Genomic DNA, 6,286 nt, shown 5'->3' with positions numbered 1-6,286 from the left:
GAGGCTGCCTGATGGGTTGAACCATGAGTACATGGCTCAACCGGGGCGCCTCCGGAGGCCTGGCAGGGGCCTGAAGATTGAAAGAATCAAACCGCAGCCAATCCACTTAACTCAGGTCGATGCGTGTTCAGACGACCGGAGCCGGCTCTTAGTTTCGCTGTCACCCTTCGAACCGCGGCAGGAACGGAACGAAGCGGGCCTACGTGGACGCGAATGTCTTTGGAACCCAACTAAGTGTATTTTGATCATGAGGGGCGATCTTGAGTATCGGGGGTGGGCAATCCGGTTGGAGGTCACGCCCGAAGGCGACGCAATCTTTGGGCGCGCTGATCTCGCTCAGCTGCGCAATCACAAGATTCGGGTCGTGCTGACGTCGTCACGCATCGACGAACCAAATCCCAGGATCGCGCTGTACGCGCAGGCGAGAGACTTCATTGATCAGTGGTACGGCGGTCCGGCAAGCGTGCGGCAGCGTAGACAGGACTGAAAGTTGCGCGACGGTCCGCATGGAGACCGTGCATTGCCAGAACGCGAAGGCCGTCGAGCGCTCTCTGTCCCGACGACGCCGATCAGGATGCAAGCGGCCAATGCTCTGGCGAGATGGAGGTCATCCCATGATTCGCAACCCGTTCTCCATCCAACGCATCCGCAAGTCGGTTGCGGGCACGGCCGAAACGAAGATGCTGCTGCAGCACATCGACAACCTAGTAGCGGAGTTAGAACGCTTCGAGAACCTCGACCTCACCGACGCGCAGATCTTGGAAGTTGCCGGTCCGGCTACCATCGAGTTCGGCGCCGTCGGCCTGTGGGAACTAGGGGCGAATGACCTCATCCGGCTGGCCCGCGCCATCCTGGCGGCTGCGAAGGCGAGCTCGGGGCCCTAAACAGCAGGACTGGGCCCCGGAAGCTGCCCCTAGGGCTTCTTGTGCGGCAAAGCGCCGCTTGCACGCGATGGGGCTTTGTCGCAGGGAGGCAAGCAGAACGCGCCTGAGCAGCCCCCATGTTATCGGCGCGCGCTTGACCTCGCGACGCTGGTCGAAGCCAGTCCATCGCGTTCCCGTGCCCCTCGAGAAAGTGGCTATCTGCTGCATTTCCGACACGAAGCTCGCGCTGTACGAGGCGTTGGATCGCCGGCACGAGCTCCGGCGATAGCCTCAGCATGGCGGAGGACGACCGTTTCGGCGTCCCGCCTCTAGGCGATGGTTGGCAGTGAGCACCACGCATCTGGAGACCAGGTGCGGGTGAGGTGCCGATAGCGCTCAGGCCCTTCACGGCGGGTCGGGGGCGATCGCACCCGGGCTCGAAAGCGCGGATGCACGGACCATGCGATAGGCGACAATCGGCGGGCCATGATTCGGTTTGGATTCTCGATGGTGCTGGTTGGCGCCTACGCGGTCGCGGAAGCTCAACCTTGGCCGCCGCCGGCAGGTCAGAGCGTCGATGAAGCCCGAACGTTTCGCCAACTGACCAAGCGGCCCGCCCCATGCTTAGCCATCAAGACCGGTGAAGCCACTGCGCTCCTGCCGCTTGCTGCTGTACAGCAACAAGCTCAAGCGAGTCTCCAGTCTCGGCACAAGGACGACGAGCCCCGCGCCACGGTTCTCGCGCGCATCCAGGCTCAACGAGTTCTTCAGCACCTGGCCGTTGCCAAAGACTCGTTTGGCTGTTTGCTGTCGGACCGGGCCCCTGACGCAGACGCCGAAGGAGTGGCGGCAAGATTCATGGAAGCCGGACAAGCCTACGTCGTACTGAATGGTTCGTCTGCTGGAATTCCTGAGGTCAAGATTCAATACGTCTCGGACGAGGTCATGGGAAACATCCGGTACTACCAGCCCGGAGACCGGAGGCCTTTTTTCATCAGGTCATGGTGGGTACGCTAGCGTGCGCACCCGCGAACGCAAGCTGGAAGGGCAATCTGCCAGTCCTGCGTTGACATTCTGAGGTGCCGCGGCGCGGCCGGTCGCCGGCTTTGGACCTTCTGTTCCGGGGATTCAGCGCCTCAAGTCTTCCTGCGCAAGCACCGGGCCCTCTTGAGCCGGTCGGACCTTCCGTCGCGCCCGCGCCCGGACGACCGCTCAGGGGTAGGGCGGTGCCGTGCTGCCCGCCTTCGGTTTCGGGATTGGGTCGCCGTTGCCGCGCGTTCGCACTCGGCGCACGAAGTCCGGATGAAAGTCGCGCTGGCTGCCGTCAGCGAACGCGATCCGGACCGACATGGCGTCCCCGTGCACGACCTGCCCGACGCCATACCGCTTCACCCGCATGGCGTCGCGGGCTCTAAGGGGCTGGCGGCTGGCGCCGCTGATGCGTCCGGTGGGTCCATGCTGGGCGGTGAGGCCTGGGCGGAGCGGGCCTCATGCATCGCCAAGCGCCTGCAGTTGTCGCAGGTGGTGCAGCGCTCGCCTGGGCTCTCGCCCTCCAGGTGCGCCAGCAGCACCTGCCATCGGCAGAGGCCGCTGCGCGCATAGGAGACCATGCCCTCTAGTGCCGCCTGGTCTGTACCCTCCGCTCGGGTAGGCGACCAGCAGCGCTTCGAGATCCGCCGCGGCGAGCTCTGGCCGCAGCAGTTCGATGGCCCCGCTTCGGCGGACTTTGACCACGCTCGCCTGGCGCAGTAGCGTGCGTCAAGGCCCTGGGCTCGTTCTTGAACAACCGGGCGCATGGCTGCTTCAACGTCCTGTCCGGCGAAGAGGAACTACCGGTCAAGTCGGGCCAGACGTTCCTCCACCAACGACGGTACCCCCGCGAGGCAGAACCTGATCTCGCGCTTCAAGGGCTTCACGGCCACGCGTATCCGCAACCGGGGCGTCGGTGTGCGGCCGAACTATGCGCCGGCCGGGCGAATAGCAACGAGCTCTGACCAGTCGCTTGCGGTCCGTACCGCCCTCGGGTCGCGAAGCGTCGGGTCTCGGGCGGCGTTGAGGACAATCACGAAGCCCGTATCCGGGCAGCCGCGTATGCCGCGTGGAAGCGGCGAGGCCGACAGGCTGGTCATGAGCTGGACGACTGGCTTGGGGCAGCGCGGTCCCTCGATCCAGGGTCCAACGCGTCGCACATCGAACAGTCAACTCCCAGTCATTGCCGGACTCGAGGCCATGGGCAAACTCAGCTCTCGACCCCGGTGAGGGCCGACGTTCCCGAACCGCGCCCACCGCGGTCGGAGCGGACGGCCGGGCGAAACACGAACGTAAGCACTTCGTGCCGATCTCGCCCCTGCCGGGCCCAATCCTTGACGCACGCCCTGAGGCCCGCACAAGTGCATCTTTGAAATCGCTCCTCGGAGCCTGATCCGAAAAACTCCGAAGAGCGCCGACTGCATCGGAGGATTCATCTATGTCGGTGGGCAAATGTCCTACTGCATTAGCCAGTGGTGTCTCTATCGTGATTTTCGGCCAGAAGAGCTCCAACTGTCCGATTGGGCACTGCTGGCCGCCGAGCCGTTGAACTCATAGGAGACTTCCATGAAAAAGCATCTTTTAGGACTCGCCATTACCTCCTGCGCCGTTGCCTTGAGCAGCGCTGATGCGATGACCAGAGACGAGTACAACGTGGCCAAGGAAAAGATATCCGCAGACTACAACGTTGCGAAGGCAAAGTGTGACACCATGAAGGACAACGCCAAGGATGTCTGTATGAAGGAAGCAAAGGGGGCGGAAAACGTCGCCAAAGCTGAGCTCGAACAGCAGTACAAGCCTTCGGTCAGTCATTCAAAAAAGGTAGCGGAAGAAAAGGCGGAAATGAAATATGAAGTCGCCAAGGAAAAGTGTGACGACTTGGCCGGCGACGCAAAAGGGGCATGCGTTAAACAGGCCAAGGCTGATCACAGTGCCGCAAAGGCATCGATCAAACACGAGAAGTACTAACGTCTGAAATGCGCGGGTTCCCGCCCAGGGAAGCGTTTAACATGACCAGCACAGCCCAGCCCCCACGCCGGGGCGTTCGATCACCCGGAAGCCCGGGACCTGGCACCTCCAAGCCACTGAAGGGCACCAACCCAGACGGTGCGACGCCCGCAGAGTTGCCCCAACAACAACCGTCTCGGCCAAACAAGGCGAAGTCTAAAAAGCCCTAGATTTCGAGCGCCACGGCAGGGCCCAATACCCGGGGTCGATGCATCGGCTATGTTTTTTAACCTATCGGAGATGAACATGACAGCCATTACGGATTGGAGCGACGCCGTGATGACGTCTCTCGCGGGGGCATTAGCCCTTTTCTTCGCAGCGATCCCCCGGGTCCTCGGATTCGTAGTCATCATTGTGCTGGGTTGGATCGTTGAGGAAATGGTATCGACGCGGCGAGGAAGCTGGACCGAAGATCGCCACCGCGGCCGATCAAGCGAGCGCTCAACTCTCCGACGCTCCTTTACCACCGTCTCGCGCCGAGAACTAGGGGACTAGCTTCAATAGCCAAGGAGCTTCATCGCCCCAGACAGGGATTGGCGTTTTTTCCAATAGCCGGCCCAAGGGTCCACCGTCTGAAAGGACAGGTGTTCGCGTGCTGTCGCAATGGACCAGTGAGACCCGCTTTTGAGCTTGGCAAGCTCCTCCCAGGCAATTGGCATGGATACTCCGAGGCCGGGTCTCGCCCTCGCCGAGAAAGCGGACGCTGTGGTTGCACCATGGCCATTGCGCAGGTAGTCGACAAACAACTTGCCGAGCCGGTTGGATGGCCCACTTTTGGCCACGAACCTGGCGGGGATTGCCCGTGCCATGTGCTGTACGACGGCCTGCGAGAACCCTTTGACCGTTTCGTAGTCGAGGCGCGGCGTGATGGGCACTACTATGTGCAGGCCTTTTCCGCCGCTTGTCTTCAGCCAGGCTTCAAGCCCGAGCTCTGTCAGCAGCGCTCGCACGAGTACGGCGGCTTCCTGAACGTGCTCCCAGCTCGTGCCTTCCCCCGGGTCCAGGTCGAAAATCACCCGGTCGGGCTTGTCGATGTTCTTGGCGGTGGAATTCCAGGTGTGAAACTCAATGACGTTCATCTGGGCAGCAGAGGCAAGGGCGCGGGCTGAGCCGATTTCGAGAAGTGCACCGTGACCAGGCCACAAGGCGGGATCGAGTTCTTTGACGCCAGGGATGCTGATTTTTTCGTCGTGCTTCTGGAAGAACAGCTCGCCCGTGACGCCGCTGGGCCCTCTGACCAGAGAGCAAGGCCGGGCCTTGAGATGGGGCAGGATCCATTCCGCAACCGACTCGTAGTAGCGCACCAGGTCCAACTTTGTCAGGCCGGTGCTCGGATCGATCACGCGGTCGGCGTTGCTTACCTTGATGCCGCCTGAGCCTGCTCGCCMGGCAGGCGTCAAGGGGACACCAGCGTCGAGGGCTTTGGCGGTTTCGCGCACGATTGCCTTGGCGGGCTTGTCGCTTCGCAGCGCCACAAAGGAAGCGTGGCGGACCTGGCCGTCCGGCGTCCACTCCGCGAAGTTCACCTCGGCCACCAGCTCGGGCCTGACCCACCGCTCGGTGCCCGGGGCACGTTTGGACCAGCGTCCTGGCTTTGATGCGCCGGCGGCGAAGGGCGGCTTTGGAACCTCCATCTTGGCCAATTTGCTCTTCAGCTCAGCCGCAAATTTGCTGTCCCATCCGGTGCCGACGCTGCCGGCCGAAATCAGTTCTCCGTTGGGGCCATGTACGCCAAGAAGCAGGCTACCGATCTGGGCACTCCCATCCGAGCGGTCGGTGTAGCCAGCGATCACGAATTCTTGGCGCTGCTTGCACTTGAGCTTCAGCCAAGTTTCGGTGCGTCGTGAGGTGTACGGAGCGTCGGCCCGCTTGGCAATCACGCCTTCAAGGTTCATGCGGCAGGCCGAGGTTAGGACAGACGCCGCATCGCCTTCGAAGTCCGCGCTGAAGCGCACGTGCTCACTGGCTTTTTCGTCAAGCAACGCCTTGAGCAGCTGCCGTCTGGATGCGAGGTCGACGTCTCGGAGGTCGTGTCCTTCGAAGTAGGGAACATCAAAAAGGAAATAGACGATTTGGGCATTTTTCGTGCCGCTGTCGAAAGCCTTCTGTAGCGCGTTGAAGTTCGGCAGGCCCTTGTCATCGAGCACGACGATCTCACCATCGAGCCAAGCCGACTGGATACCCATTTCCTCAAGCTCGCTCACAAGGGCCGGCATCTTCGACGCCCAGTTGTGCCCCCTGAACCGCACCGGCTTTCGAGGAGGCCTATTGGCTTGAGTCCGACCGGGATGGTCTGACTTCTCTTCTGGCTGTTCTGACTTTCATTATTCCAGCCCCCCGCAGGGGCCGCCGGAGGCGCCCCCGGTTGGGCCATGTACTCATGGTTC

8 protein-coding genes are annotated in these 6,286 nt (G+C 62.1%); 6 read left to right on the top strand and 2 right to left on the bottom strand.

What is annotated here, in order from left to right:
- The 3 genes from AC1DF3_RS36495 to AC1DF3_RS36485 all read left to right on the top strand — a co-directional run.
- Window positions 1-487 (top strand): hypothetical protein (locus tag AC1DF3_RS36495; RefSeq protein ID WP_478142740.1); only part of this gene is annotated, 487 nt, incomplete at its 5' end.
- 127 nt (window positions 488-614) lie between these two features.
- A complete protein-coding gene (locus AC1DF3_RS36490) occupies window positions 615-884 on the top strand; it encodes a hypothetical protein (protein WP_478142739.1) in 270 nt (89 codons plus the stop codon).
- 465 nt (window positions 885-1,349) lie between these two features.
- Window positions 1,350-1,880, top strand: a complete 531-nt coding sequence (locus tag AC1DF3_RS36485) for a hypothetical protein (RefSeq protein ID WP_478142738.1) — start codon at window positions 1,350-1,352, stop codon at window positions 1,878-1,880.
- A 371-nt stretch (window positions 1,881-2,251) separates the two neighbouring features.
- Here the strand turns inward: AC1DF3_RS36485 and AC1DF3_RS36480 are convergent, their stop codons facing one another.
- The gene (locus tag AC1DF3_RS36480) at window positions 2,252-2,659 is read right to left on the bottom strand and encodes a RecQ family zinc-binding domain-containing protein (protein WP_478142737.1); all 408 of its coding nucleotides are present in this window, start codon (window positions 2,657-2,659) and stop codon (window positions 2,252-2,254) included.
- Window positions 2,660-2,938: 279 nt separating this feature from the next.
- Between AC1DF3_RS36480 and AC1DF3_RS36475 the strand changes: the two genes are divergently transcribed.
- The 3 genes from AC1DF3_RS36475 to AC1DF3_RS36465 all read left to right on the top strand — a co-directional run bounded on the left by AC1DF3_RS36475 (window position 2,939) and on the right by AC1DF3_RS36465 (window position 4,394).
- Window positions 2,939-3,265: a DUF2934 domain-containing protein gene (locus AC1DF3_RS36475; RefSeq protein ID WP_478142741.1), complete on the top strand. Its 327-nt coding sequence runs from the start codon at window positions 2,939-2,941 to the stop codon at window positions 3,263-3,265.
- Between the two features lie 193 nt (window positions 3,266-3,458).
- Window positions 3,459-3,860, top strand: a complete 402-nt coding sequence (locus AC1DF3_RS36470) for a hypothetical protein (RefSeq protein ID WP_478142736.1) — start codon at window positions 3,459-3,461, stop codon at window positions 3,858-3,860.
- A gap of 258 nt (window positions 3,861-4,118) precedes the next feature.
- Window positions 4,119-4,394 (top strand): mechanosensitive ion channel family protein, encoded by a 276-nt coding sequence (locus tag AC1DF3_RS36465; protein WP_478142735.1) that lies wholly within the window; start codon window positions 4,119-4,121, stop codon window positions 4,392-4,394.
- Between the two features lie 2 nt (window positions 4,395-4,396).
- Here the strand turns inward: AC1DF3_RS36465 and ligD are convergent, their stop codons facing one another.
- A complete protein-coding gene (gene ligD / locus AC1DF3_RS36460) occupies window positions 4,397-6,115 on the bottom strand; it encodes a DNA ligase D (RefSeq protein ID WP_478142734.1) in 1,719 nt (572 codons plus the stop codon).
- Window positions 6,116-6,286: the final 171 nt, after the last annotated feature.

Source organism: Variovorax sp. 10N432, from assembly GCF_056394465.1.
This window is presented reverse-complemented; position numbering and strand designations above follow the sequence as displayed.